Origin of the sequence: Rhodococcus sp. USK10, from assembly GCF_019378875.1 — a bacterium.
In the GTDB taxonomy this organism is placed as follows: Bacteria; Actinomycetota; Actinomycetes; order Mycobacteriales; family Mycobacteriaceae; genus Rhodococcus_F; species Rhodococcus_F pseudokoreensis.
The window spans coordinates 7,746,038-7,769,690 of record NZ_CP076048.1 but is presented as its reverse complement, the minus strand read 5'-3'; the positions used below and the strand labels follow the sequence as shown (position 1 = coordinate 7,769,690).

Genomic DNA, 23,653 nt, shown 5'->3' with positions numbered 1-23,653 from the left:
CACTGAGACTTCCCCTGATCGAGATGGCGGTGACCCCCGATGGAGATGCTCACCGAGTCGGTTCTCGTTGTGGTCTCTCAGTGCTCAAGACACTACACCTAGTGGCCGACAGAAACACTTAACCCGAGATGTTGTGAGTCACATTGATGAAATTCCCTGGTCGTCATCCCGCGGACCACAAATTTCATGCTCGCTCCGGCGTGTCGCACATCACATTTTCGGCGTGACGCGGGACACCCCTGAAATCGCGCTCGTGCACTGGAGGCTCGCGGGAGCTTACGTCACCTCCGACGACACGCCCGCATCGGCGGCGCGGGCGCCGGGAGAGCCCCGTGCGGAGCGGCCGGACACCGCTCCGGCGGGCGATGCAGGCCCTTCCGGGACCCGTCCCCCGCAGCACCCGGCACCCCCGCTCCACTGCCTGCCGCGTCCGGGCCACACCGGGTGCCGCACCCGACCGGCCCCCACGCTTGCCGGCCGGTAACTGCAGGCCTCGGCTCCCCCTCCCGGTACCTTGAGCGCATGTCCGACGACTCCCTGGGCGACCCCGGCTGGTCGGCGCCCGTAGCGCGCACGAGGCGAGTGACGCCGAACATGCAGAGGATCACCCTCGCGGGCGGGGATCTGACCCGATTCGCGTCCAGTGGGACGCCCGACGAGCGCCTGCTCCTCGCGTTCCCGCCGGACGGCGCGGAGAAGCGCAGTTACACCGTGCGCCGCTGGGACCCGGACGCCCTGGAGATGGACATCGACTTCGCCGTCCACGCGGGCGGGACCGCGGCGCACTGGGCCGCGGTCGCGCGCCCGGGCGAGATGGTCGGGTTCTCCACCGCCTCGGGGTGGTACGCGCCGCCCGCGGACGCCGAATGGCAGCTCCTCGTCGCCGACATGACGGCATTGCCCGCCGTCGGACGCATCCTGGAGGAACTACCCGGATCGGCGCGGGTGCACGTGATCGCGGAGGTCACCACCCCGGCGGATCGGCAGCAGTTCGCGACCGGTGCCGCGCTGACCGTGACGTGGCTGGACGGAAGCGGCAATGGCGCCGGGGACAGCCTGCTGGCCGAGGCTGCCCGGGACCTGCCGCTCCCGGATTCACCGGGATACGTGTGGTTCGCGGGCGAGGCGAAGGTGTCTCGGGTGGTGCGACGCTGGTTGCGCCACGACCTTCACTGGCCGGCGGACCGCTACGACGTCATCGGCTACTGGCGCGACAACAAGGAGGAGTGGGTCGCGCGGTACGAGACGGTGCGCGAACAGATAGAAGCCGCCAGGGACTCTGCCCTGGCGGCCGGTGAAGACTTCGACTCGGTGCGGGACGCCGTCGACGCAGCCCTGGATCGGACCGGACTGTAGCGGCGACGGCGTTCCGCGCGCGGATCGTCAGGCGTCGACGAGTTCCTTCGTGGCGTCCACCAGGCTGGCGACGACGCCCGCGACCTGCTGCGCGACCTCGGCGTTCTCGCGCGGGTGCCGGTCACCGAACTTGTCGATGGTGCCGCCGATGGCGAGGGTGACGTCCTCGAGGACCTTGCCGCCTGCGATGCGGACGGCCTTACGGGTGTCCTCGTGCGCCCACTGCGCGCCGTTGCCGCTGGGCGAGGCGCTGATGACGGCGACGGGCTTGTCCTTGACGGCGCCGGTGCCGTACGGCCGGGAGATCCAGTCGATGGCGTTCTTGAGGACGGCAGGGATGGTGCCGTTGTACTCGGGGGTGAGCAGCAGCAGCGCGTCGGCGCGGCCTGCGGCGTCACGCAGGGCCTCGACGGCGGGGATGGAGCCGGCGACGTCGATGTCCTCGTTGTAGAAGGGGACCTCACCGAGTCCGTCGAACACGATCACCTCGGCGCCCTCGGGTGCCACGGCGACCGCGGTCTCGGCGAGCTGACGGTTGACCGAGGCGGCGCGGAGGCTGCCGACGAGAACGAGAACGTTGGTCTGTGACATGTCAATATTCCTTCGATGGTGCGTAGGGCGACTCGTGAACATGTATAGCAACTAAACGGACCGCGGTCCACTTATGTTCCCGTCACGGTAGGATGCGGAGTGTGACCAGCCCCCTCCTGCCCCAGATCGGGGTCGACACCCCCGAACGCGGAGACGCCGCACGTAATCGGCGCCTGCTGCTCGATGCGGCCGCGCTGCTGGTCGCCGAACGCGGCGTCGACGCCGTCACGATGGACGCCGTCGCCTGCAGGGCCGGTGTGGGGAAGGGCACAGTGTTCCGCCGGTTCGGCAGCCGGTCGGGCCTCATGCACGCGCTCCTCGACCACACCGAACGAGAACTCCAGCAGTCCTTCATGTTCGGTCCGCCGCCCCTCGGGCCGGGCGCCGACCCGATCGACCGGCTGATCGCTTTCGGGCACGCCCGCCTCGCGATCGTCGAAGTACAGGGCGAAGTCCTGCGCGCGGCCGAGAACTCTCTCGAGTTCCGCTTCGCCGCCCCCGCCCGGGCAGTGTCCGTGAGTCATGTCGTGTCCCTCCTCCGCGCGGCAGGCGTGCAGGGCGATCACGAACTGCTCGCCTGCTCGCTGCTCGCCCCCCTGGAGGCCACACTCGTCCTTCACGAACTGCGCGACCTCGGGATGTCCGTCGAACGGCTCGGGGACGCCTGGGAGGACCTGATCCGGCGCGTCACCCGATGTTGATCCCGGATTCGGACATTTTGTCTAACCTCGGGGAATGCGCACCACCGCCGCCGTTCTCGGCCTCCTGACGTTCGCCTCGCTCACCGCCTGCGGCGGCGATGCGCAGACCGAGGTCCAGGACCCGACCGGCCGCACGTTCATCTCCACCTCCGTCGAGGGCGAGCCCATTCCCGGCGGCGGTCCGCTCGTGCTCGGGTTCACCGACCCCGGGCGACTGTCCGTCGACGCCGGATGCAATCAGGGCAGCGCCGACGTCGACCTGTCCGACGGGAAGATCGTGACGGGGCCGCTCGCCATGACGTTGATGGCGTGCCCCGGCGAGGCGGCAGGCGCCGACGCCTGGGCGGCGGCCCTGCTGGACGCGGAACCGAATTGGACCCTCGGCGGCGACACGCTCACCCTCACCACCCCCTCCGCTTCGGTGACGCTGACCGACGAGAAGGTCGTCCGGCCGGACCGGCCCGTCGTCGGGACCACGTGGACGGTGACCGCGCTGATCAGTCCGGACGCGGTCACCATAACGGAAGCGCTGGAGCGGACGGCACCGCAGTTGCTGATCGCCGGCGACGGTTCGGCGTCCGGTTTCACCGGCTGCAACCGGATGACCGGGACCGCGGACGTGCAGCAGAGTTCGATCACGTTCGGGTCGTGGGCCACCACCCGGATGGCGTGTCCGCCGGACGAGTCCGAGGTGGAGCGCGCGGTCCTCGCGGCACTGACCGGGGAGACGGGCTACACCGTCCGTTCGGACACGCTGCGCCTCGTCGACGGCGCCGGGACCGGGCTGGAACTGCGGGCGAGCTAGAGCGCCGCCAGCCAGCGCCCGAGTTCGCGGGCGCTCGCATCGATCCGGGCGGGCCAGTCCAGTGCCGAGTCGTCGGCGGTGTCGCTGACGTGCTTGACGAGCCGGCACCGGGCGCCGCCGCGGGCACTGGCGTAGGCGACGGCGAAACCCTCCATGTCGACGAGGTCGGCCCTGCGGGCGAGTTCGTCGCGCACGCCGACGTCGGACACGAACAGATCTCCGGTGGCCAGCACGGAACCGTCGCCGTCGGGCAGGGCGAGGAGATCGGCCACCTCGTGCCCGAGCGCCCGGATGGCGTCGCCGCTGATGTCGTGGTTCAGGACAGTCGACGGCGTGAACAGCCCGCTGTGATGCTCGTGCAGCGCGCCCGCGGTGCCGATGTTGACGACGAGCGGCTTGGCGGTTCGCGGGTAGTCGGCGAGCGCGGACGCCACGGCCACGGCGGCACTCACCTTGCCGATCCCGGTGATCAGGACCTCGAACTCGGACGGGACGTGCACCGCCTCCGCCTTGGTCGCGCTGACCACCAGAACGTCCGATCTACTCATGCGCGGAACCGTACCCTGCGCCCGTCAGGGGCACTCGCTAGAGTTCTGGCATGGCGAATCTACGTGCGCAGATCCTCGAGGAACTCGGTGCCCGGCCCACCATCGACGCGGCCGGCGAGATCCGCAAACGTGTTCAGTTCCTGAAGGACTACCTGCTGTCGACCCCGGCCAAGGGTTTCGTCCTGGGTATCAGCGGCGGTCAGGACAGCACCCTCACCGGACGCCTCGCCCAGCTCGCGGCAAGCGAGTTGCGCGAGGAGGGCCACGACGCCGAGTTCGTCGCCGTGCGGCTGCCCTACGGCACCCAGGCCGACGAGTCCGACGCGCAGATCTCCCTCGACTTCATCAAGCCCGACCGGTCGGTGGTCGTCAACGTGAAGCCCGGCGCGGACGCGACCGCGAAGGAGTCGTCCGAGGCGCTGCGCGACATCATCGGCGACGGCGGCGAACTCCGCGACTTCGTCCGCGGCAACATCAAGGCCCGCGAGCGCATGGTGATCCAGTACTCGATCGCCGGTCAGCTCGGCTTTCTGGTCGTCGGCACCGACCATGCCGCCGAGGCGATCACCGGTTTCTTCACCAAGTTCGGCGACGGCGGCGTGGACGTCACTCCCCTGACCGGGCTGTCCAAGCGTCAGGGCGCCGCGCTGCTCCGCGAACTCGGCGCGCCCGAGAGCACGTGGAAGAAGGTTCCCACCGCCGACCTCGAGGACGACCGTCCCGCGCTTCCCGACGAGGAGGCGCTGGGCCTGACGTACGCGCAGATCGACGACTACCTCGAGGGCAAGGACGTCCCGGACGCCGTGGCCGAGAAGCTCGAGGCGATGTTCCTGAATACCCGTCACAAGCGCACGGTCCCGGTGACCCCGCTCGACACGTGGTGGCGGTGACCCGGTGGTCCAGGCGCTGGTCGCGGGCGGTACCGGCACTGCAGGCCGGCAGGTGGTCAAGGAGTTCCTCGCCCGCGGTCACTCCGTTCGGGTCCTGACCCGGCACGGCGGGGCGCCGGGTACCGAGATCGCGCATTTCCACGGTGATCTCGTCACCGGCGACGGCCTCGCCGAGGCGCTCGACGGTGTCGACGTCGTGGTCGACACCACCGACGGCAAGACCAAGGGCACCCGGGCGGTGCTGGAGAAGGGCTCCGAGAACCTGCTCGCCACCGCGGACGGCGCGGGAGTCCGACGCGCCGTCCTCCTCTCCATCGTCAACGTGGACCTGGCCGAATTCGCCTATTACCAGTCGAAGCGCACCCAGGAGCGGGTCTACGACAGTGCTGCGATCGAGACGGTGATCGTGCGGGCGACCCAGTTCCACGACTTCATTCCCATGACCGCGAAGCCGGCGAGCCGGGTGGGACTGATCCCGGCCTTCTCGAAGACGAGCTTTCAGACCATCGACACGAGGGACGTCGCGACCGCCCTGGTCGACGCCGCCCTGGCCACCGACGCGCCGGAGGGGCCGATCACCATCGGCGGCCCGGAGGTGCGCACGGCCCGCGATCTGACGACGGCATGGAAGAAGGCCACCGGGACGCACGGGTTCGTCGTGAACGTTCCGCTTCCCGGCGCGCTGGGGCAGTTCCTGCGGAACGGGTCGAACCTGGTGCCCGACAACCGGTTCGGAACGATCACCTTCGACCGGTGGCTGGCCGAGTCCGTCCACTGAACGGCCCGGCGGACAGCGGGCTAGCCGCCGGCAAACGGCGGCAGCACGTCCACCTGCGCCCCGGCGGTGCGCGTCAGATCGCGGGTCAACTCGGAGTCCACCAGGAAGGCGGAGACCGACAGCACCTGCTGCATGCCGGGACCGTATTTGGCGAGCAGAAGGTCCTTCACCTGGCCGAGGTCCGCGGTGGCCGGGAGGTCGAGGGTCTCCTTGGTGCAGCCCGCTGCGTCGGCAGCGGCCGCGAAGTACCGAACCGAAATGCCTGTCACGTCAACCACCGATTGCTCCCATGCTGCGTTGCGGCGGGGCGAAGCCGTCCGCGTTGATTCCGTGGCCTGCCCACTTGTTCCACATCGCGCCGCGCCACAACTGCGCCAGATCCTCGTCGCCCGCGCCCGATCGCAGTGCCGACCGCAGGTCGATCTCCTGATCGCTGAACAGGCACGAACGTACCGTTCCCTCGGCGGTGAGTCGGGTGCGGTCGCAGTCGGAGCAGAACGACCGGGTCACGGACGCGATGATTCCGACCGTGCCCGGTCCGCCGTCGACGAGCCACTCCTCGGCGGGCGCCGACGGGTCTTCCCTCCCGTGTTCGGTGAGGGTGAACCGCTCGCCGAGGACGGCCAGCAACCGGTCGGCGGTGACCATGTTGTCGCGTGCCCACTCGTGATCGGCGTCGAGCGGCATCTCCTCGATGAACCGCAGCGTGACGCCCTCGTGCAGGCACCATTCCAGGAGATCGGCTGCTCCGCTGAGCGTTTCGGGCATCAGCACCGCATTGATCTTCATCGGTGCCAGTCCGGCTCGGGCGGCGGCGCGGATACCGGCCATCACCGACGGCAGACGGTCGCGTCTGGTCAGTCTCGCGAAGTGCTCACGGTCGACCGAATCGAGAGACACGTTGACCCGTGTCAGCCCGGCCCGGGCGAGCCCGGCCGCGCGGTGCTCGAGACCGACCGCGTTGGTGGTCATCGCGAGCGGAATCCCCGGCACCCGCTCGGCGCATCCGGCGATCATCCGCTCGAGATCCACCCGCATCAGCGGTTCGCCCCCGGTGAAACGGACCTCGCGGACACCGAGCCGGTGAACGGCGATGTCGACGAGCCTGACGATCTCGTCCGCGGTGAGGAGATTCTGCGCCGGAATCGCGGGCAGGCCCTCCTCGGGCATGCAGTACGTGCAGCGCAGCGAACATTTCTCGGTGATCGACACCCGCAGATCCCGCGCCACCCGGCCGAACCGGTCGACCAGCTGATCGACGTCCGGTCTGCCGTCGAGCGAGACCGACGACCGGACGGTCGGGATCCCCATCTCTACCGTCGTCATCGAGTTGCCTTTCCCTGCATCTGTCCAGTATGCCGCGCGGCGGTGAGCGTTGTCCGACGCGGTGCGCGTCACTCCGCCGGGAGGTGCCTAGGATTGGTGACCATGGCCGGAGGAATATCGTGACCGCACGCTCTGTGGAGCAGCACGCCCAGCACGTCGCCGGACTCCTCGCGCCGCTGCACGAGCGCCCGGCCGAGGAGATCCCGCTCGGCGAGGCACTCGGGCGCGCCCTCGCCGCCGACGTCCACTCCCCCGTCGACCTGCCCCTGTTTCGGAATTCGCAGATGGACGGATACGCGGTCGACGCCGCCTCCATCGCGTCGATCCCGGCGGTGCTGCCGGTGCGGGGCGTGATCGCCGCGGGACCGGCGGGCACCACCACCCACACACCCGGGACCGCCTACCGGATCATGACCGGCGCGCCGATCCCCGACGGCGCCGACGCGATCGTCCCGGTCGAGGACACCGAGGCCGCGGACGGACAGGTCCGCATCGAACGCTCGCGCACCGCCGGCGAGTTCGTGCGCGAGCGCGGCAGCGACGTCCGGAAGGGCATGCTTTTGCTGCCCGCGGGCAGTGTGCTCGCCGCCCGGCACATCGCCGTCCTCGCCGCCGTCGGCCTGCAGCGGATCCTTGTGCGCCCGCGCCCGCGCATCGCGGTGATCACCACGGGAGCCGAACTGGTGGACGCGGGAACGACGCTGCACGCCGGAGAGATCTACGACTCCAACGGAATCGCCCTCGCGTCGAGCGCCAGGGCCAACGGCGCCGAGGTCGTCTCGATCACGCGCAGCGGCGACGACCCGGCCGAGTTCCGCACCCTGCTCGCGGAGGCGACCACCACCGCGGATCTCGTCCTCACCTCCGGTGGGGTGTCGATGGGCGACTTCGAGGTGGTCAAGGAGACGCTCTCACCGCTCGGCGGGCACTTCGGTCACGTCGCGATGCAACCGGGAGGGCCGCAGGGCACCGCCGTCGTGGACGGCACGCCCGTCCTCAACTTTCCGGGGAACCCGGTCAGCACCCTCATCTCGTTCGAGGTGTTCGCACGTCCTGAAATCCGGCGCGCGGCCGGGCTCCCCCCGACGGAACCCGAGGAACTGCCGCTCGCCGCGGCCGTCACCTCCATTCCCGGCAAGCGGCAGTTCCTCCGGGCACGCCGCACCGACGCCGGAGTCGAACTCGTGTCCGGCCCCGGCTCCCACCTCGTCGCCGCGATGGCGTGGGCGGACGTCCTCCTCGACGTTCCCGCCGACGTCACCTCGCTCGACGCCGGCCAACTCGTGAAGGTGATCCCCCTATGAGCGACCTGACGCACCTCGACAGCGAGGGCCGCGCGCGCATGGTCGACGTGAGCGCAAAAGCGGACACGACCCGAACGGCGGTCGCCGCCGGGCAATTGATCACCACCCCCGCGGTGATCGAACTGGTCCGGGCCGACGACCTGCCCAAGGCCGACGTTCTCGCGACGGCCCGGATCGCCGGGATCTCCGGGGCGAAGAAGACGTCCGAGCTGATTCCGCTCTGCCATCAGCTCGCGCTGTCGTCGGTGAAGCTGGAGTTCGGGTTCACCGAGAATGCGATCACGATCGAGGCCACCGCGAAGACGAAGGGCCCGACCGGCGTCGAGATGGAGGCCCTGACCGCCGTGGCGGTGGCCGGATTGACGTTGCACGACATGGTGAAAGCCGTCGACCCCGCCGCGACGCTGGACGGCGTCCGGCTGCTCACCAAGGACGGCGGCAAACGCGGACACTGGACGCGTGAGCAGCAAAGCACCGGAACTCCCACGGTGACAGCGCGATCCGCGGCCGTCCTGGTCGCCTCCACCGGCGGGGCGAAGGGCACGCGAGAGGACACGACCGGCCCGGTGATCGCCGCGTGGCTCGAGGAACGTGGCTTCACCACCCGGGGTCCGCTCGTCTACGCGGACGCGGACATCGCGGCCGGCCTCGCCGACGCACTGTCCGGGAGCCCGGCACTGATCATCAGCACCGGCGGCACCGGGGTCTCCCCCACGGACGCGACCCCGGAGGCCACCCGCGCGGTGCTCGACCGCGAACTGCCCGGCGTGGCCGACGCCATCCGGAACCGCGGCACGGAGGTGACCCCGCACGCCTCGCTGAGCCGCGGACTCGCCGGTGTGGCGAACGGCACAGTCGTGGTGAATCTCCCCGGCTCGCCGGGCGGGGTAAAGGACGGATTGTCCGTCCTCGACCCCATCGTCGATCATCTTCTCGCTCAGGTCGCAGGTGGAGGTGCGCACGATGCCTGACATTCTCGCCCAGATCTCGGATCAGCCGCTCGATCCCGCCGTCGTCGACGCCGCCGTGGCCGGGCCCGAACACGGCGCCGTCGTCGTGTTCACCGGTGTCGTCCGCAATCACGATGGCGGACAATCGGTCTCGGCACTCGAATACCAGTCACACCCGGACGCCGAACGCTTCCTGCGCACCGTCTGCGAGGAGGTCGCGGCCTCGTCCGGACTCCCCGTCGCGGCCATCCACCGGGTCGGATCCCTCACCGTCGGCGACTTCGCGGTGGTCGCCGCGGTCGCCGCTCCCCACCGCGCCGAGGCGTTCACCACGTGCGCCGAACTGGTGGAGCGCATCAAGCACGAGGTACCCATCTGGAAGCGGCAGAAATTCGCCGACGGGGCGTCCGAATGGGTCGGTCTGTGACTCCTCGGTCGGATTGGCCGGCCGTCACCAGGTAGACTCGCCATCACTAGGTGACCACGACGGTCATCCAGCGTCGTAGAACGCATTCAGTTCGGTCACCCGAATCCTGTTGGATGTGCACCAGCGCATCCGCTCTTCTTACGGCGAAGAAGCTTGCCGACCGGCAACGCCGCCAACCTGTGCTCGAGCTCCGACGGAGACCTTCCGTATCGGCCCTCCGGGCACAACCCTGTGCTCGAAAGGCCTGACCACTTGTCTGACACGAATACCCCCGACACGACGTTCGCCGCGCTCGGTGTCCGCGAACCGCTGGTGAAAGCACTCGCCGACAAGGGGATCACCTCCCCGTTCCCCATCCAGGTCGACACCCTCCCCGACACGCTGTCGGGACGCGACGTGCTCGGCCGCGGCAAGACGGGCAGCGGCAAGACGCTGGCCTTCTCCATTCCGATGGTGTCCCGCCTCGCGGGTGAAGTGTCCGGCGGAAAGCGCCGCCCGGGCCGCCCGGTGGGCCTGATCCTCGCCCCCACCCGTGAGCTCGCCACGCAGATCACCGCGACCCTCGAGCCCCTCGCCGCCGCGTACGACCTGCGAGTCACCACGATCTTCGGTGGTGTCTCCCAGAACCGTCAGGTGAGCGCCCTCAAGGCGGGCGTCGACATCGTCGTCGCGTGCCCCGGACGGCTCGAAGACCTGATGAAGCAGAAGTTCGTGAGCCTCGACGCCGTCGAGATCACTGTGCTCGACGAGGCCGATCACATGGCGGACCTCGGCTTCCTGCCCGTCGTCACCCGCATCCTCACCGCGACCCCCCAGCAGGGGCAGCGGCTGCTGTTCTCCGCCACCCTGGACAACGGCGTCGACAAGCTCGTGAAGCGGTTCCTGAAGAACGAGGTGCTGCACTCGGTGGACGAGGCGAACTCGCCCGTCGCGGCCATGACGCACCACGTGTTCGACGTGGACGGCGTCGAGGCCAAGCGCAAGCTGGTCGAGCGGCTTGCATCGGGCACTGGACGCCGCATCCTCTTCATGCGCACCAAGCATCAGGCCCGCAAGCTGGCCCGTCAGCTCACCGAGGCGGGAATCCCCTCGGTCGATCTGCACGGCAACCTGTCGCAGGCGGCCCGCGACCGCAACCTCGCCTCGTTCTCCGCCGGTGAGGCCCGCGTGCTGGTGGCCACCGACGTCGCGGCGCGCGGCGTGCACGTCGACGACGTCCAGTTGGTCGTCCACGTCGATCCGCCCGCCGAGCACAAGGCCTACCTGCACCGTTCCGGCCGCACCGCACGCGCGGGCAGCGCAGGCGACGTCGTCACGGTCGTGCTGCCCGAGCAGCGCAAGGACCTCGCCGTCCTCATGCGCAAGGCCGCGATCAAGGTGACCCCGGTCCGCAGCACCGCGGACTCCGCACACGTGCTCGACCTCGTCGGCGACATCGCACCGCACGTCGCTCCCGCCCCGAAGGCGGCACCGGCGTCGAACGGCGGCGGACGCAACCAGCGGCCGGGCGGCGCCCAGGGTGGACGCGGCGGTCAGGGCGGCCGCGCACACGGTCAGGGCGGCGGCGCACGTCGCTCCCGCTCGGGTGGAGCCGGACGCCCCCGCGCAGCCTCCTCCACAGGCGGCGGAACCCGCACGGCGTCCGCCGGCGGTTCACGCCGCCGTCAGGGCTAGAACTTCTCGAGGTGGACGGCGTCGGCCAATGGCCGGCGCCCCCGCCACCCGAAGCGCTCGAGGTCCGGCACCTGCTGGAACTCGGCAACCCTCCCCACGCACAGCCACGCGATGGGCCGCACCGGCTCGGGGATTCCCAGCAGTTCGGTGAGATAGGGCTCGTCGTAGAACGACACCCAGCCGACACCCACGTTCTCGGCGGCCGCGGCGAGCCACAGATTCTGGATCGCGAGCACCGCGGAGAACAGACCCGTGTCGTCGACCGTGTGCCTGCCGAGGATGTGTTCGCCGCCGCGGCTCCGGTCGTACGTCACGACCACCCCCATGCCGCTCTCGCAGATCCCCTCGATCTTGATGGGATCGAACGTCTTCTTCCGGTCTTCGGGCAGCGACTCCGCGAACCGCCTGCGGGCGCCTGCCACGTGGTCGGCGAACGTGGTCAGCGTCCCGGTGTCGCGTACGACGACGAAATCCCACGGCTGGGTGTTGCCTACGCTGGGCGCGCAGTGCGCGGCGCCCAGAATGCGGTCGAGAACCTCTTCCGCGATCGGCTTCCCGGTGAACTCGGCCCGCACGTCGCGGCGGCGGCGGATCGCGTCGTACACCGACAGCGCCGGCTCGGGATTCGTTTCGGGGCTACACGCAGACTCGGTCACGCCGTCACGGTATAGCGGTGCACACCCAGCATCGCGCCGGGGTCCGCATCTTCACCCTCTGCCACGACGCAGCCCGCGAGCCGGGTCCGCACGTGCTCGGCCTCGATGTCGGCCCCGATGAGCACCAGCTGGGTCGCCCGCTCCTCGCCGGGCTCCCAGCGCGTCGACGTGAACCTGATGTGCGGGCCGACGGTCTGCACCTCGAACTTCCGCGACCGCCCGGGCACCGCGAAATGCACGAACCCCTTGATCCGGTAGATCCCGACCGGCCGCTTCTCGAGGAACTCCACGAGCCGCCGCGGATCGATCGGGTCGCCGGAGGCGAAATCGACTGCCTCGTACGACGAATGCAGGTGGTCGTGGTCCTCGCAGTGGTCGTGCTGATCCAGCAGGAGCTGGTCGAGGGTGAGCTGCTCCCCCGCCGCCGGTTCACGTCCGGGTTCCCGGTCGAACAGCAGGGTGGGCTCGATCCGGCCGTGCGCGGTGGTGAGGACGGGCGCGCGGTCGTTGTAGCCGCGGACCATCGCCTGCACGGCGGCGCGCCGGTCGTCGTCGATGCGGTCCGTCTTGTTCAGGATCACGAGGTCGGCGAGTGTGACGTGCTTGCCGAGGTCCGGGTGCTGCGCCGACATGTCCTCGAACTGCTCACCGTCGACCATCACGACGAGACCGCCGTACATCACGTGCGGGTTGGTGCTTCCGAGAACGAGACGAATCATGTTGCGCGGCTCGGCAAGCCCGCTCGCCTCGACGATGATCACGTCGATCTGCGACGCGGGGTGCGCGAGGCGGTCCAGCATCTCGTCCATGTCGCTGACGTCCACGGCGCAGCACATGCAGCCGTTGCTCAGCGACACCATGGAATCGACCTGGCCGGCCACCATCATTGAATCGATGTTGACGGCGCCGAAGTCGTTGACGATGACGCCGACCCGGACGCCGCGGTTGTTGCGCAGCACGTGGTTGAGCAGGGTGGTCTTTCCCGAACCGAGGAATCCGGCGACGATGACGACGGGAATCCGCTTCTTCGCCAACGCTGCGACCTCCGTGGGACCTCGACGAGCTACCGGGCGCCCATCCTAACGCCCGGCACGCACCACCGACGTGGGGACGGTACCGACTGCCGTCATCGCATCCTCCCTTTCTCGGCCGGACGTGCTTCGCTCAGCGGACGGACGGCGCGGGGTCGAGGTCACGGACCCGACGCGCAGGCGACCCCGCGTAGAGCCCGTTCGGCTCGCAGTCGCGGGTGACCACGGCGCCGGCCCCGATTACGCACCCTTCGCCCACCGTCACTCCGGGAAGGATGATCGCGCCCGCGCCGATCCAGCACCCGTCGCCGATCACGATCGGGCGGTCGAGAACCCGCCCGCCCCGGCCGGAACTCGGACCGATCTCGTGGGTGCTCGTGACGAACTGGACGCGGTGCCCGACGGCGACCTGCCTGCCGAGTGTGATGGGCGCGGTGCCGTCGAACAGGACTCCGCGGTTGACGAACGTCCCCAGCCCCATCGTGACGTCCTTGCTGCCGAAATAGCAGCCCGAGTAGATGCCGGCTCCCCACACTTTCGCTCCCGCGGCCATCAGCAGCAGGACCCGCAGCCACACGGGGACGAACGCGGAGGCCTGGACGATGGTGACGAACCGCATCCCGTCACCCTATCCCCGCGGAGCGCGGTCGGGGTCGAGGTTGCTCTTCGTTAACTGAATCACCGCACGAACCTGCGGGGTGCGGCGTACTATGTGGGCGCCATCGAAGACGCCCGAGGGGGGAACAGTGAAACAACTGGATAGCGACGGATTCGCTGCGTTGATGGAGTCCATTCCTCACGCGATCAGCGTTCACGACCGCGAACGAAACGTCGTGTTCAGCAACCCCGCGTGCGCGGCCCTGATCGGCTACGACGCCGAAGAATTCGCGGACCTCGACCACGAGCAACTGTTCCACCCCGACGACGCCGCGCTGTGGGGCACCATGCTCGCCCGGGTCCTGAGTCAGGAAAGCCCCAGCGCGACAGCACATCTGCGGATCCGGCACCGCGAGGGCCACTGGATCTGGGTGCTCGTCGCGGCGTCCACGTTCACCGCAGGCACCGAGAGACTGGTCGCCCTCGTGCTCCAGGACGTGTCCGACACGATCTGGGGCAACCCCACGGCCGCGCGGCAGCCGATCCGATAACCGTCCGCTCACCGACCGTCGCCGGAAGCGCCGCTGCACGGCGGAGTCCGGACAGTGGCGCCGCATCGCCGGCAGAAATGGGTGCGGTGCCCGCCATTGTTGGACGTCGCACACCCGCACACCTCCCACCCCACCAGGCACGTATTGGCGGCCAGCGGGTGCCCGTTCGGGCAGCACCCCGGCGCGGTCTCGGTTCTGGCGGCCACACGTCGAATCTACCCGGCCATCGAACACATGTGCGAATCGAACCGACGGCCGGAACCGTCACATGTAGTTGCCGGGCGAACCGTCCTCCTGGCCGTCCTCCCGCTCCACCAGGAACCAGCTCCCGGGGGCGTAGATCAGCTCCCGCGCGGCGCGGACGATGACGAGCGCCCCGGACTCGTGGATGCTGTAGCTGTCGTCGTCGCCGAAGTCGGTGACGGCGAACTCTGCCAATTGGTCGAATGAGCGATGCGTCACAGTGAATGTCATGACGCCAGTGTCCCACCGGGACAAGAGGGATGAATGAGGAAAGCCTCTCACCCGCATCGTCTGCGGATGAGAGGCTTCTCTCGAAAGTGGAGCTAAGGGGACTCGAACCCCTGACCCCCACACTGCCAGTGTGGTGCGCTACCAGCTGCGCCATAGCCCCGTATTCGGTTGTTCTCCGCACTCGGAATGACTTCCTCCGTGCTCGAAGAAAGTTACACCATTGCCGACCGGGCCAACAAATCGCCTGGTCAGAGGCGCTTCGCGCCCGTGCGTGGTTAACGAGTCCAGACACTCGACAACCACGCACGGGCGGCGGAGCCGCCTACAGTTGCGACACCCAGTTCTCGTTGGACAGCGCGTCGATCACGGTGCCGTCCTTCACCACGGCGGGCGTGCCGGTGGCACCGCTCGCGGCGAGGGCCTGACGGCCCGCCTCGGCGTGCGCACTCGCCTGCTCGACCTTCGCCCCGGTGGTGATGCACTCGGCGGCTGTGTCGGATGCTCCGGCGTCGCGGGCGATCTGCGCGAGTTCCTCGTTGGTGTGATCGGAGTTGCCGTTCTCCTTCGGCTGGTTCGCCGGCGAGAACAGCGCCGCATGGAACGCCGAATACGCCACGGCGTCACCGGTTTCGGCGACGCACTCGGACGCCGCGACGGCGCGGGTGGAATAGTCGCCGCTGGCCGAGAGCCGGTTGAGGAAGTTCAGGACGTGGTAGCGGACGGCCACCTTGCCGTCGTCGATGGACTGGGCGAGTTCCTGGCCGTTCTTGTTCTCGAGTTCGGCGCAGTACGGGCACATGGGATCTTCGAACAGGTCGATCGTGGTCGCCGCGTCCGGCTTGCCGAGGAGCACCACGCCGTCGTTCTGCAACGCCACCTGGACCTCGGAGTTCTGGACCCCGCCATAACCGTCGTTTCGCGGCTTGCTGCGGTTGCTCTGCCAGATCACACCCCCGATGACGAGTACGGCGATGACCAGTACGGCGAGCCCACCGAGAATGTAGGTGGACCGGCTGGATTCCGGCTGCGGGTTGTACTTGTTCTTCGAGCTCACGTGGATGCAGTCCTTCGACGTCGGATCGATTTACCGAATGCTTACTCTGCCACCGTCTGCTGAGGGGTCACTGAGAAAGTGGTGCGGGAGCGGAGCCCCAGCGCCAACGGGGAACGGGGGAACACGATCAGCCACACGGCCAGTGCGAGGAAGCCCACATCCCGGAGGATTTCCTCGGCGTAGTCCCACCCGTTCACGTCGGCCGCACCGCCGCCGCCGAAGCATCCGCAGTCGATGGACAGCCCGCGAGTCCACACCGAGACGATCACGCCGATGAGGACGAGCAGGAGCACCGCGGACGCCGAGGCCGTGGCGCGGACGGCGAGCCCGATCAGCAGGAGCAGACCCAGGGCGATCTCGAAGAACGGCAGCGTGTTGGCGACCGGCCGGACGAGGTCTTCGGGCAGTAGCTGGTACGCCCGGACCGCGATGATCGTCTGGGCGGGATCGGCGACTTTCAGTGCGCCGGAGACCAGCCAGACGGCGGCGAGAGACAGCCGGGCGAGCAGGGAGACGACCTTGATCCACACCCGGACGAGCGTACCGAAGACGCCGGTCAGACCGCCTCGACCGACACCTTGGGCGCCGCCTTGTTCGGTACCAGCAGCCAGCCGATCGCGGCGAGGAGCATGACCCCTCCGGTGACACCGAATGCGACCGCGTACGACAGATGCTGGGCGAGCAGGCCCGCGCCGACCGGGCCGAGGACCCCGCCGACGTCCGCGACCATCTGGAACGCGGCCAGCACGGGGCCGCCGCGGGACTTGGCGCCCACGACGTCGGCGACCGCGGCCTGCTGTGCGGGGCTCATCACTCCGGAACCGATGCCTGCGATGCCGGACAGCACGAGGAACACCAGCAGGTTCTCGCTGAGCCCCATTCCGACGGTGCTGGCGCCGCACACCAGCAGTCCGAGCAGGACGAACACCTTCCGGCCGTAGACGTCCGACAGTCGCCCGGACACGATGAGGACGAGGGCATTGCCGACGGCGAACACGGTGAGGGCGATACCGGCGAGGGCGGCGTCGCGGTGCAGCGCCTCGACGACGAACAGCGGCACCATCGCCACCCGCACCCCGAAGATCACACCACCGAACGCGAAATTGGAGCCGAGCGCGGCCCGGTAGACGGGCTGCCCGAGTGCCTCCCGCAGCGTCATGGCGGCACTGGAGGCGGTGGCGTCGGGCGCCGTCAGGTGCGAACCCCGCAGGCTCACGAAGACGACAGCCGCAGCGACGACGAGGGCGATCGCGTAGATGACGAACGGAACCCGGAGCCCGAATCCGACGAGCAACCCGCCGACGAGGGGCCCGGAGATCGATCCCATCAGGAAGCTCGTCGCGTAGAGCCCGGACACGCGACCGCGGCTGTCCACCGGTGCGATGCGGATCACCAGGCCCATCGACGACACCGTGAACATCGTCGAGCCGATCCCCCCGAGTGCGCGGAAGAGCAGCAACTGCCAGTAGTCGCCCGCGACCGCGCAGGCGGCGGTCGAGGCCGCGACGATCAGAAGCCCGGTGATGTAGACGGGCCGCTCCCCCAGTTTCTGCACGAGCCGGCCGCTGACCGGGGCGAAGATCAGGCGCATGAACGCGAACGACGAGATCACGACGGTGGCCGCCGTCACGCTCACGTCGAAGCTGCGAGCGAACTGCGGGAGGGCGGGTGCGACGATCCCGAATCCGAGTGCGATGACGAAGCTGGCCGAGACCAGCACCCAGATTTCCGAAGGGAGCCGCGGGCTGCGCCCGGCGGGCAGCCCGGCTGCGCGAGTGTTCATAGTTGAATCCGATGGTAGGTGCCCCCGCTTCCGCGGCAGCACCTACCCCGCCGAACACCTACTTCAGGACGTCGGCCACCAGTTCCTTGGCCGCCGCCTGCACCTGCGCGAGATGATCCGGGCCCTGGAACGATTCGGCGTAGATCTTGTAGACGTCCTCGGTGCCCGAGGGCCGCGCCGCGAACCACGCCGATTCGGTGGTGACCTTCAGCCCGCCGAGAGCCGCCCCGTTGCCCGGGGCGCTCGTCAGCGTCGCGGTGATCGGCTCCCCCGCCAGTTCGGTGGCCGACACCTGTTCGGGGGACAGTTTCGCCAGCACTGCCTTCTGCTCCCGGGTGGCGGGGGCGTCGATGCGGGCGTAGGCGGGGCTGCCGAACTGCTCCGTCAGTTCCCGGTACCGGACCGACGGTGTCTTTCCCGTCACCGCCGTCATCTCCGAGGCGAGCAGGGCCAGGATGATCCCGTCCTTGTCGGTGGTCCACACCTCGCCGTCGTGGCGCAGGAACGACGCTCCCGCGCTCTCCTCGCCGCCGAAACCGAGCGAACCCTCGAGCAGGCCGGGGACGAACCACTTGAAACCCACCGGGACCTCGAGCAGTCCACGGCCGAGGCTTCCGACGACCCGGTCGATCATCGACGAACTGACCAGCGTCTTGCCCACCTTCATACTCGAGCCCCACCCTTTTCGGTGCGAGAACAGGTAGTCGATGGCGACCGCGAGGTAGTGGTTGGGATTCATCAGTCCCCCATCGGGAGTGACGATTCCGTGCCGGTCCGCGTCGGCGTCGTTGCCGGTGGAGATGTCGAACCGGTCCCGGGCTCCGATCAGCGAGGCCATGGCGTTCGGCGACGAGCAGTCCATGCGGATCTTGCCGTCGGTGTCGAGGGTCATGAACCGCCACGTGGCGTCGACGAGCGGGTTGACGACCTCGAGGTCGAGCCGGTGGATGTCGGCGATCGCACCCCAATAGTCGACGCTCGCTCCGCCCAGCGGGTCGGCGCCGATCCGCACTCCGGTACTCCGGATGGCGTCGAGATCGAGAACGCTCGGCAGGTCGTCGATGTAGAAGCGGAGGAAGTCGTACCGCTCGGCCCGCGCGATCGCCCGGGCTGCCGGGACTCGCCGCACCCCCGAGAGGTCCCGCCGGAGTAGCTCGTTCGCCCGGTCGGCGATGATCGTCGTCGCCTCGGAGCCGGCAGGACCACCGTGCGGCGGGTTGTATTTGAAACCGCCGTCGCGGGGTGGGTTGTGCGACGGGGTCACGACGATCCCGTCGGCCTTCGACTCCGGGCCGCTGCGGTTGTAGCGGAGAATCGCGTGGCTCACCGCGGGGGTCGGCGTGTAGCGGTCCCGCGAATCGATCAGCACTGTCACGTCGTTCGCGGCCAGCACCTCGAGCGCCGACGTCCACGCCGGCTCGGACAGGGCGTGAGTGTCGCGCCCGAGAAACAGTGGTCCGTCGATGCCCTGGGACGCCCGGTACTCGACGATGGCCTGGGTGGTGGCGAGGATGTGCGCCTCGTTGAACGCGGTGTCCAGGCTCGACCCGCGGTGGCCGGACGTCCCGAACAGCACCTGCTGCAATGGGTTCTCGGGGTCGGGCACGCCGCTGTAGTACGCGGTCACCAGGTGCGCGATGTCTACGAGATCCTCCGGCAGTGCCACCTGACCCGCCCTGTCGTGCGCCACGAGACCTCCTGGATACGTTTCGGGATCGAACTCGGCTCCAACCCATCCTGCACCCTCGCGCCGGAGTCTGCCCTCAAGACGTCAATCGGAACCCCAGCCAGGCGGCGGCCAGACCGGCCGCCACACTCGCGACCGAGTAGACGACGGACGTGAGCGCCAGCCGGATCCGCAGCAGTCCCACCGATTCCACCGCGAACGTCGAGTACGTGGTCAATCCGCCGCAGAAGCCGGTGCCCAGCAACGCGAACGTCTGCGCGGGCATCGACGCCCCCGACAGCAGTCCGAGGATCAGGCACCCGGCGACGTTCACGACGAAGGTGGCCACCGGGAAACTGCGGTACGAGCCGACGTACCGGCCGGCGAGGTACCGCGTCGTCGCACCGAGCGCGCCGCCGAGCGCCACGAGGAGGACGGTCATGCGGCCGCCTTCCGCGCCAGCCGGTGGCGGTGACCGACGAGCATCCCCAGCCGCGCCGCGAGCAGGGCGGGGACCAGGGTGGCCACCACGTAGAGGGTCGCGGTCACCGCGTCCTCCCGCACGGCGTCGACGGCGAAGGTCGAGAACGTGGTGAAACCGCCGAGGACGCCGACTCCCAGGAACAGCCGCCACAACCGGTCCGGTCCCACCGTCTCGGCGAGGTAGCCGAGCAGCAGCGTCCCGATCACGTTGATCACGAGGATGGTCCAGATTCCCGGCCACAGCTCGGACAGGAGAAATCTCGCACTCGCGCCGAGCGCACCGCCCAGCGCGACCACGGCCACCGGTTTCGTCAGGGACACGGCACACATCGTGACACGGCGGCCCGCCGGGATGGTCGAACTCCGGTGGGCACAAAAAAATCCGGGCCGGAACACCTGGTGGTGTCCGGCCCGGACTTCGTGGAGCTGCCGGGAATTGAACCCGGGTCCTCCGCAGCAAAGCTAGGGCTTCTCCGTGTGCAGTTTGCTATGTCTCTACTTGGATCTCCCAGTCTCGCAAACAAGCCAGGATGACGATCCCAGTCGCTGTTGGTTGTCCCATTCGACTCCGCGACCGAGTCGAACGGTAAAGCCCTCTAGCTGATGCCAGTACCCGGACCGAGGGCGAACCCGGACTGACAGACACGCAGTCGCTACTTAGGCAGCGAGTGCGTAGTCGCGCTGATTGGAATCGGCGCTTATATGTTTGCAGCGACGCTTACGGTGGTCTCTTGCCTGCACCGACACGCTTCCCCTACCTCAACGTACGCAGTCGAAACCGTTCAGCCCCGTACGTGCCCCACGAGTCTCGCGGGGCCACCTAGTGTAACGCGAACCCCGCCCGGATTCATCCCGGTTTTCTCCGGGAGTGTCGACGGGCGTATTTCAGCTGGCCACGGCGATCATTCCGACGGCGGCGAGGGCGAGGAGCATCCCCGCCTGCTGCATTCTGCTCACCCGTTCACCGAGCATCACCATCGCCAGCAGCACGGTGGCCGCGGGGTACAGCGACCCGATGACGCTGACGAGCGACAGCAGCCCACCCTGGAACGCGTACATCATCGCCGCGTTGGCCAGAACGTCGAGGAAACTCACATACACGGCGAGTTTGAGGGGTTCGCCGTGCGGCGGGACGAAGTGGCCGGCGGCCAGGGCGACGAGCCACACCACCGCGGTCGCCGCGGCACGGGACACGGCAAGCGCCCACATTCCGCCCTCGTCGCCGATCTGGTGCAGCGAGACGAAGGACAGCGCGAAAGCGATGCCGGATCCGACGGTGAGCAGCGCCACGGTGCGGGTGAAGCGCAGCACCCTGCCGCCTGCCACCTCGCCCGCGGTCTCGTCGGGCGATTCCCGGCTGACGAGGACGACGGCGACGAGGGCGACCGCGATCCCGATGTACGCGACGGGCCCGGGCCGCTCGCCGAACGCGAGCCCGATCAACACCGGAATACCGGCGACCAGCACCGCCGTCAGCGGAGACACCACCGACATCGGTCCCGACGCCAACGCGAGATAGAACCACCAGACCGCCACGCCGCCTGCCACTCCCGCCACCGCGCCCCACACGAGGGAGGACGACGTGAGGGTGCCTCCGGCGAATGGGGCGATCACGAGCACGATCAGCAGGGACAGCGGGTACGACACGATGACGACGCGCAGCGCCGCCACCCTGCGGGACGCGACTCCCCCGACGAAATCGCTCACGCCGTAACCGATCGCGGCCACCAGCGCGAGCAGGATGGACGTCAGCGCATGCCCTTGACTCGGCGTCCGAGTTCGCGGGTCACCTCACGCTCGGCGGTCCGCCTGGCCAGGTCCTGGCGCTTGTCGTAGTCCTGCTTGCCCTTGGCGAGCGCGAGCTCCACCTTTACCTTGCCGTCGGAGAAGTACATCGACAGGGGAACCAGGGTCTGGTTGCCCTCGCGGGTCTTGCCGACGAGGTGCTCAATCTCCCGCTTGTGCAGCAGCAGCTTCCGGGTGCGGCGCGGCGAGTGGTTGGTCCACGTGCCCTGCGTGTACTCGGGGATGTGCAGGGAGCGCAGCCACACTTCCCCGTCGTCGACGGTGGCGAACGCGTCGACCAGCGACGCCTTGCCCTCGCGCAGACTCTTCACCTCGGTACCGACGAGGGCGATCCCCGCCTCGTAGACGTCGAGAATGGTGTAGTTGTGACGCGCCTTGCGGTTGGTCGCAATGACCTTGCGGCCCTTTTCCTTCACGTTCCGGGCCTTTCAGTCCGCGATGTCCGAGGTGAACAGTTCGTATCCTCCAGCATAGGAGAAGGCGCAAACCGAATTATTCGCGGACGTACAAGCGCAGGGTCACGTACGCGGTGACGGCCGCCATACCGACGCCCACGAGCACCAGCACCGGCGCCACGAACAGCACGTCGCTGTTGGAGATCCGCGCCACGATGTTGGCCTCGTACACGTCCGCGAGCACGTCGTCGATGAACATGTTCTTCGCGGTGAACAGGCCGACGATGGCGAGGATTGCACCCACCAGCGCGGCGACCACCGCCTCGAGCAGGAACGGCAACTGCGTGTACCAGCGGGTGGCACCGACCAACCGCATGATGCCGACCTCGGTGCGACGGGTGAAGGCCGCGATCTGAACCATGTTCGCGATCAGGAGAATTGCCGCCACGGCCTGCACGATCGCGATCGCGAACGCGGCGTTGCGCACCCCGTTGAGGACGCTGAAGAGCCGCTCGACGAGTTCGCGTTGGTTGAGGACGCTCTCGACGCCCGGCCGGGTGCCGAAGTTCTCGTTGATCACGCCGAACCGCTCGGGGTCGCTGAGCTTGACCTTGAACGAGGCGGGGAAGCTGTCGGGGCTGACGAGTGCGGCGAGTTCGGGCTGATCCTTGAACACCCGCTCCGTCGCGTCCTTCACCGCGTCGTCCCGGTTGAGGTACTCCACCGACACCACCGACGGCGTGTCCTCCAGTTCCGTGCGCAGCGACTTGCAGATCTCCCCCTCGCAGCCCGGGTCGGACGTGGAGATGTCGTCGGTGAGGAAGATCTGTACCTCGACGCGGTCCAGGAAGATCTGCTGGGTCTTGCCGGCCATCTGCACCACCAGCAACCCGCTCCCGAACAGGCCGAGGGAGATCGCGGTGGTGAGGATCATCGCGATGGTCATGGTGACGTTGCGGCGGAGTCCGGTCAGGACCTCACTGAAAATGAAACTGGCACGCATCGGGGAATCAGAGTCCTTCGTAGGAGGCTTGGGGACAGTACTGAGGCTCGGGGTGCAGGGAGGGCGGCTAACGCCCCACGCCGTACACACCCCGAGCCTCGTCGCGCACCACTCTGCCGAGGTCCAGTTCCACCACGCGGCGGCGCATCGAGTCGACGATGTGGTGGTCGTGGGTCGCCATCACCACCGTCGTTCCGGTGCGGTTGATCCGTTCGAGCAGCAGCATGATGTCCTGGCTGGTCTCCGGGTCGAGGTTGCCGGTGGGCTCGTCGCACAGCAGTACCAGGGGCCGGTTCACGAACGCCCGCGCGATCGCCACGCGCTGCTGCTCACCGCCGGACAGCTCGGTGGGGAGCCGGTCTGCCTTCCCGGACAGCCCGACCATCTCGAGCACCTCGGGGACGGTCCGGGAGATCATCGCACGCGGCTTCCCGATCACCTCGAGCGCGAACGCGACGTTCTCGGACACGGTCTTCTTCTGCAGGAGCCGGAAGTCCTGGAAGACGACGCCCATGCTCTGCCGCAGCTTCGGCACACGCCGGGCGGACAGCTTGTTGACGTGGAAATCCGCGATGTGAATGTCACCCGACGTCGGCGACTCCTCCTTGAGGAGCAGGCGCATGAACGTCGACTTTCCCGAGCCCGACGGGCCGATCAGGAAGACGAACTCGCCCTTGTCCACCTCGACGCTCACCTTGTCCAGGGCGGGCCTCGTGGAGGTCTTGTACGACTTCGACACATTCTCGACGCTGATCACGAGGAGCCAGTCTAGACGTTATCGAACAGTGACCAAATGGAGCGACG

At 68.5% G+C, this 23,653-nt stretch carries 28 protein-coding genes, 1 tRNA gene and 1 other RNA gene; 10 read left to right on the top strand and 20 right to left on the bottom strand.

Going from position 1 to position 23,653, the window contains the following annotated elements; all coding sequences use genetic code 11:
* The first annotated feature begins 522 nt into the window (after window positions 1-522).
* Entirely contained in the window at window positions 523-1,356 is an 834-nt protein-coding gene (locus I1A62_RS42470; protein ID WP_219458062.1) for a siderophore-interacting protein, read from the top strand.
* Window positions 1,357-1,383: 27 nt separating this feature from the next.
* Here I1A62_RS42470 and I1A62_RS42465 read toward each other — a convergent pair whose 3' ends face one another.
* Window positions 1,384-1,947 (bottom strand): NAD(P)H-dependent oxidoreductase, encoded by a 564-nt coding sequence (locus tag I1A62_RS42465; protein WP_072937710.1) that lies wholly within the window; start codon window positions 1,945-1,947, stop codon window positions 1,384-1,386.
* Window positions 1,948-2,048: 101 nt separating this feature from the next.
* Here I1A62_RS42465 and I1A62_RS42460 point away from each other — a divergent pair, with 101 nt between their 5' ends.
* Both I1A62_RS42460 and I1A62_RS42455 read left to right on the top strand, forming a co-directional pair.
* Window positions 2,049-2,648, top strand: coding sequence for a TetR/AcrR family transcriptional regulator (locus I1A62_RS42460; protein WP_087556618.1), 600 nt, complete (start codon window positions 2,049-2,051; stop codon window positions 2,646-2,648).
* Between the two features lie 34 nt (window positions 2,649-2,682).
* A complete protein-coding gene (locus I1A62_RS42455; protein ID WP_219458060.1) occupies window positions 2,683-3,453 on the top strand; it encodes an META domain-containing protein in 771 nt (256 codons plus the stop codon).
* Here I1A62_RS42455 and I1A62_RS42450 read toward each other — a convergent pair.
* Window positions 3,450-4,001 carry a nucleosidase gene (locus I1A62_RS42450; RefSeq protein ID WP_124390307.1) on the bottom strand — a complete coding sequence of 184 codons (552 nt, stop codon included), beginning with the start codon at window positions 3,999-4,001 and terminating at the stop codon, window positions 3,450-3,452. The genes I1A62_RS42455 and I1A62_RS42450 overlap by 4 nt on opposite strands.
* Before the next feature lie 50 nt (window positions 4,002-4,051).
* Here I1A62_RS42450 and nadE point away from each other — a divergent pair, with 50 nt between their 5' ends.
* Together nadE and I1A62_RS42440 are read left to right on the top strand one after the other, a co-directional pair.
* Window positions 4,052-4,891, top strand: a complete 840-nt coding sequence (gene nadE / locus I1A62_RS42445) for an ammonia-dependent NAD(+) synthetase (protein ID WP_124390308.1) — start codon at window positions 4,052-4,054, stop codon at window positions 4,889-4,891.
* Window positions 4,892-4,895: 4 nt separating this feature from the next.
* Complete coding sequence (locus I1A62_RS42440) at window positions 4,896-5,669, top strand: SDR family oxidoreductase (protein ID WP_219458058.1); 774 nt, start codon at window positions 4,896-4,898, stop codon at window positions 5,667-5,669.
* A gap of 20 nt (window positions 5,670-5,689) precedes the next feature.
* Here I1A62_RS42440 and I1A62_RS42435 read toward each other — a convergent pair whose 3' ends face one another.
* Together I1A62_RS42435 and moaA are read right to left on the bottom strand one after the other, a co-directional pair.
* Window positions 5,690-5,947, bottom strand: a complete 258-nt coding sequence (locus I1A62_RS42435) for a MoaD/ThiS family protein (RefSeq protein WP_087556623.1) — start codon at window positions 5,945-5,947, stop codon at window positions 5,690-5,692.
* Window positions 5,940-6,995, bottom strand: coding sequence for a GTP 3',8-cyclase MoaA (gene moaA, locus I1A62_RS42430; RefSeq protein WP_219458056.1), 1,056 nt, complete (start codon window positions 6,993-6,995; stop codon window positions 5,940-5,942). The genes I1A62_RS42435 and moaA overlap by 8 nt, the downstream gene beginning before the upstream one ends.
* Before the next feature lie 119 nt (window positions 6,996-7,114).
* Here moaA and glp point away from each other — a divergent pair, with 119 nt between their 5' ends.
* The 4 genes from glp to I1A62_RS42410 all read left to right on the top strand — a co-directional run bounded on the left by glp (window position 7,115) and on the right by I1A62_RS42410 (window position 11,350).
* Window positions 7,115-8,299 (top strand): gephyrin-like molybdotransferase Glp, encoded by a 1,185-nt coding sequence (glp, locus tag I1A62_RS42425; protein ID WP_124390311.1) that lies wholly within the window; start codon window positions 7,115-7,117, stop codon window positions 8,297-8,299.
* Window positions 8,296-9,270: a bifunctional molybdenum cofactor biosynthesis protein MoaC/MoaB gene (moaCB, locus tag I1A62_RS42420; RefSeq protein ID WP_219458054.1), complete on the top strand. Its 975-nt coding sequence runs from the start codon at window positions 8,296-8,298 to the stop codon at window positions 9,268-9,270. The genes glp and moaCB overlap by 4 nt, the downstream gene beginning before the upstream one ends.
* Window positions 9,263-9,676, top strand: a complete 414-nt coding sequence (locus tag I1A62_RS42415) for a molybdenum cofactor biosynthesis protein MoaE (RefSeq protein ID WP_219458053.1) — start codon at window positions 9,263-9,265, stop codon at window positions 9,674-9,676. The genes moaCB and I1A62_RS42415 overlap by 8 nt, the downstream gene beginning before the upstream one ends.
* A 252-nt stretch (window positions 9,677-9,928) precedes the next feature.
* A complete protein-coding gene (locus I1A62_RS42410) occupies window positions 9,929-11,350 on the top strand; it encodes a DEAD/DEAH box helicase (protein WP_219458051.1) in 1,422 nt (473 codons plus the stop codon).
* On the opposite strand, the gene bluB is transcribed toward I1A62_RS42410, so the two are convergent.
* The 3 genes from bluB to I1A62_RS42395 all read right to left on the bottom strand — a co-directional run bounded on the left by bluB (window position 11,347) and on the right by I1A62_RS42395 (window position 13,656).
* Window positions 11,347-12,006: a 5,6-dimethylbenzimidazole synthase gene (gene bluB, locus I1A62_RS42405; protein WP_124390314.1), complete on the bottom strand. Its 660-nt coding sequence runs from the start codon at window positions 12,004-12,006 to the stop codon at window positions 11,347-11,349. The genes I1A62_RS42410 and bluB overlap by 4 nt on opposite strands.
* Complete coding sequence (locus tag I1A62_RS42400; RefSeq protein ID WP_219458050.1) at window positions 12,003-13,040, bottom strand: GTP-binding protein; 1,038 nt, start codon at window positions 13,038-13,040, stop codon at window positions 12,003-12,005. The genes bluB and I1A62_RS42400 overlap by 4 nt, the downstream gene beginning before the upstream one ends.
* A 130-nt stretch (window positions 13,041-13,170) precedes the next feature.
* Window positions 13,171-13,656, bottom strand: coding sequence for a DapH/DapD/GlmU-related protein (locus tag I1A62_RS42395; RefSeq protein ID WP_124390316.1), 486 nt, complete (start codon window positions 13,654-13,656; stop codon window positions 13,171-13,173).
* Between the two features lie 127 nt (window positions 13,657-13,783).
* On the opposite strand from I1A62_RS42395, the gene I1A62_RS42390 reads away from it, so the two are divergent.
* Complete coding sequence (locus tag I1A62_RS42390; RefSeq protein ID WP_225857933.1) at window positions 13,784-14,185, top strand: PAS domain S-box protein; 402 nt, start codon at window positions 13,784-13,786, stop codon at window positions 14,183-14,185.
* Between the two features lie 264 nt (window positions 14,186-14,449).
* Here I1A62_RS42390 and I1A62_RS42385 read toward each other — a convergent pair whose 3' ends face one another.
* From I1A62_RS42385 to ftsE, 13 genes are all read right to left on the bottom strand, one after another.
* On the bottom strand, window positions 14,450-14,659 hold the full coding sequence (locus I1A62_RS42385) for a hypothetical protein (RefSeq protein WP_011598322.1): 210 nt from the start codon (window positions 14,657-14,659) through the stop codon (window positions 14,450-14,452).
* An 87-nt stretch (window positions 14,660-14,746) separates the two neighbouring features.
* Window positions 14,747-14,819, bottom strand: a tRNA-Ala gene (locus tag I1A62_RS42380).
* 162 nt (window positions 14,820-14,981) lie between these two features.
* Window positions 14,982-15,713 (bottom strand): DsbA family protein, encoded by a 732-nt coding sequence (locus I1A62_RS42375; protein ID WP_219458048.1) that lies wholly within the window; start codon window positions 15,711-15,713, stop codon window positions 14,982-14,984.
* A 41-nt stretch (window positions 15,714-15,754) separates the two neighbouring features.
* Window positions 15,755-16,243 carry a MauE/DoxX family redox-associated membrane protein gene (locus I1A62_RS42370; RefSeq protein WP_219458046.1) on the bottom strand — a complete coding sequence of 163 codons (489 nt, stop codon included), beginning with the start codon at window positions 16,241-16,243 and terminating at the stop codon, window positions 15,755-15,757.
* Window positions 16,244-16,269: 26 nt separating this feature from the next.
* Window positions 16,270-17,496 (bottom strand): MFS transporter, encoded by a 1,227-nt coding sequence (locus tag I1A62_RS42365; protein WP_219458043.1) that lies wholly within the window; start codon window positions 17,494-17,496, stop codon window positions 16,270-16,272.
* A gap of 58 nt (window positions 17,497-17,554) precedes the next feature.
* The gene (gene pgm / locus I1A62_RS42360) at window positions 17,555-19,186 is read right to left on the bottom strand and encodes a phosphoglucomutase (alpha-D-glucose-1,6-bisphosphate-dependent) (RefSeq protein ID WP_219458041.1); all 1,632 of its coding nucleotides are present in this window, start codon (window positions 19,184-19,186) and stop codon (window positions 17,555-17,557) included.
* Window positions 19,187-19,259: 73 nt separating this feature from the next.
* Window positions 19,260-19,604, bottom strand: a complete 345-nt coding sequence (crcB, locus tag I1A62_RS42355) for a fluoride efflux transporter CrcB (RefSeq protein ID WP_124390321.1) — start codon at window positions 19,602-19,604, stop codon at window positions 19,260-19,262.
* Window positions 19,601-19,975 carry a CrcB family protein gene (locus tag I1A62_RS42350; protein ID WP_219458040.1) on the bottom strand — a complete coding sequence of 125 codons (375 nt, stop codon included), beginning with the start codon at window positions 19,973-19,975 and terminating at the stop codon, window positions 19,601-19,603. The genes crcB and I1A62_RS42350 overlap by 4 nt, the downstream gene beginning before the upstream one ends.
* Before the next feature lie 88 nt (window positions 19,976-20,063).
* Window positions 20,064-20,435: a transfer-messenger RNA gene (gene ssrA, locus I1A62_RS42345) on the bottom strand.
* 95 nt (window positions 20,436-20,530) lie between these two features.
* Window positions 20,531-21,385 carry a DMT family transporter gene (locus tag I1A62_RS42340; RefSeq protein ID WP_124390323.1) on the bottom strand — a complete coding sequence of 285 codons (855 nt, stop codon included), beginning with the start codon at window positions 21,383-21,385 and terminating at the stop codon, window positions 20,531-20,533.
* Window positions 21,386-21,393: 8 nt separating this feature from the next.
* Window positions 21,394-21,867, bottom strand: a complete 474-nt coding sequence (gene smpB, locus I1A62_RS42335) for an SsrA-binding protein SmpB (protein ID WP_015890164.1) — start codon at window positions 21,865-21,867, stop codon at window positions 21,394-21,396.
* 76 nt (window positions 21,868-21,943) lie between these two features.
* Window positions 21,944-22,849 carry a permease-like cell division protein FtsX gene (ftsX, locus tag I1A62_RS42330; protein WP_087556638.1) on the bottom strand — a complete coding sequence of 302 codons (906 nt, stop codon included), beginning with the start codon at window positions 22,847-22,849 and terminating at the stop codon, window positions 21,944-21,946.
* Window positions 22,850-22,916: 67 nt separating this feature from the next.
* A complete protein-coding gene (gene ftsE / locus I1A62_RS42325; RefSeq protein ID WP_005240222.1) occupies window positions 22,917-23,606 on the bottom strand; it encodes a cell division ATP-binding protein FtsE in 690 nt (229 codons plus the stop codon).
* Window positions 23,607-23,653 lie beyond the last annotated feature (47 nt).

Bases quoted from the DNA above. Each gene is read 5' to 3' on its own strand.
- I1A62_RS42470 (WP_219458062.1), top strand. From the start codon at position 523: ATGTCCGACGACTCCCTGGGCGACCCCGGCTGGTCGGCGCCCGTAGCG.
- I1A62_RS42465 (WP_072937710.1), bottom strand. From the start codon at position 1,947: ATGTCACAGACCAACGTTCTCGTTCTCGTCGGCAGCCTCCGCGCCGCC.
- I1A62_RS42455 (WP_219458060.1), top strand. From the start codon at position 2,683: ATGCGCACCACCGCCGCCGTTCTCGGCCTCCTGACGTTCGCCTCGCTC.
- I1A62_RS42450 (WP_124390307.1), bottom strand. From the start codon at position 4,001: ATGAGTAGATCGGACGTTCTGGTGGTCAGCGCGACCAAGGCGGAGGCG.
- nadE (WP_124390308.1), top strand. From the start codon at position 4,052: ATGGCGAATCTACGTGCGCAGATCCTCGAGGAACTCGGTGCCCGGCCC.
- moaA (WP_219458056.1), bottom strand. From the start codon at position 6,995: ATGACGACGGTAGAGATGGGGATCCCGACCGTCCGGTCGTCGGTCTCG.
- moaCB (WP_219458054.1), top strand. From the start codon at position 8,296: ATGAGCGACCTGACGCACCTCGACAGCGAGGGCCGCGCGCGCATGGTC.
- I1A62_RS42415 (WP_219458053.1), top strand. From the start codon at position 9,263: ATGCCTGACATTCTCGCCCAGATCTCGGATCAGCCGCTCGATCCCGCC.
- I1A62_RS42395 (WP_124390316.1), bottom strand. From the start codon at position 13,656: ATGCGGTTCGTCACCATCGTCCAGGCCTCCGCGTTCGTCCCCGTGTGG.
- I1A62_RS42385 (WP_011598322.1), bottom strand. From the start codon at position 14,659: ATGACATTCACTGTGACGCATCGCTCATTCGACCAATTGGCAGAGTTC.
- I1A62_RS42365 (WP_219458043.1), bottom strand. From the start codon at position 17,496: ATGAACACTCGCGCAGCCGGGCTGCCCGCCGGGCGCAGCCCGCGGCTC.
- crcB (WP_124390321.1), bottom strand. From the start codon at position 19,604: ATGACCGTCCTCCTCGTGGCGCTCGGCGGCGCGCTCGGTGCGACGACG.
- I1A62_RS42350 (WP_219458040.1), bottom strand. From the start codon at position 19,975: ATGTGTGCCGTGTCCCTGACGAAACCGGTGGCCGTGGTCGCGCTGGGC.
- ftsX (WP_087556638.1), bottom strand. From the start codon at position 22,849: ATGCGTGCCAGTTTCATTTTCAGTGAGGTCCTGACCGGACTCCGCCGC.